The sequence below is a fragment of the Bradyrhizobium sp. Crot121 genome (genome assembly GCF_059512385.1).
The window spans coordinates 1-455 of the sequence record NZ_JCAMOR010000371.1; the positions used below are offsets into that span (position 1 = coordinate 1).

The 455-nt window shown below is 59.8% G+C and carries 1 protein-coding gene; it reads right to left on the minus strand.

All coding sequences use genetic code 11. The features are described 5' to 3' along the window. Positions 1-27: 27 nt before the first annotated feature. Positions 28-455 (minus strand): helix-turn-helix domain-containing protein (locus tag AC5ZGW_RS47030; protein ID WP_496114258.1); only part of this gene is annotated, 428 nt, incomplete at its 5' end.

Here is a 455-nt window from a genome sequence, read left to right on the forward strand (position 1 = left end):
CGTTTCGACCACGAGAAGTCTAAGACATTAGTCTAGATTTCGGCGCCACACGCCGGGGCTGACACCGGTCAAGCGGGAGAAGACCCGGGTAAAGTGGCTTTGATCAGCGAAGCCGGAAGCAAGGGCGACTTCCGACAGTGATAGCCGTCTCTCGCGCAGCAGGACCTTGGCCTCGTCCACGCGTTTCAGCTGAAGCCATTGGTGGGGTGATAGACCGGTCGATTGCCGAAATGCGCGGGCAAAATGACTTGCCGATATGCCGCAATCATTCGCCAAATCCGCCAACGAGACGTCACCCTGAAGACTGGCGGCGAGCGTCTCTTCGGCCCGTTTCAGCTGCCAAGGAGCCAATCCGCCGCGCGGTGGCCGGATCTGCGCAACCATGCCGCCATACGTCTTGGCCACGTGAATGCCGACCGCGAGCGTGACGTGATCCACAAATATCCGGCTTGCTT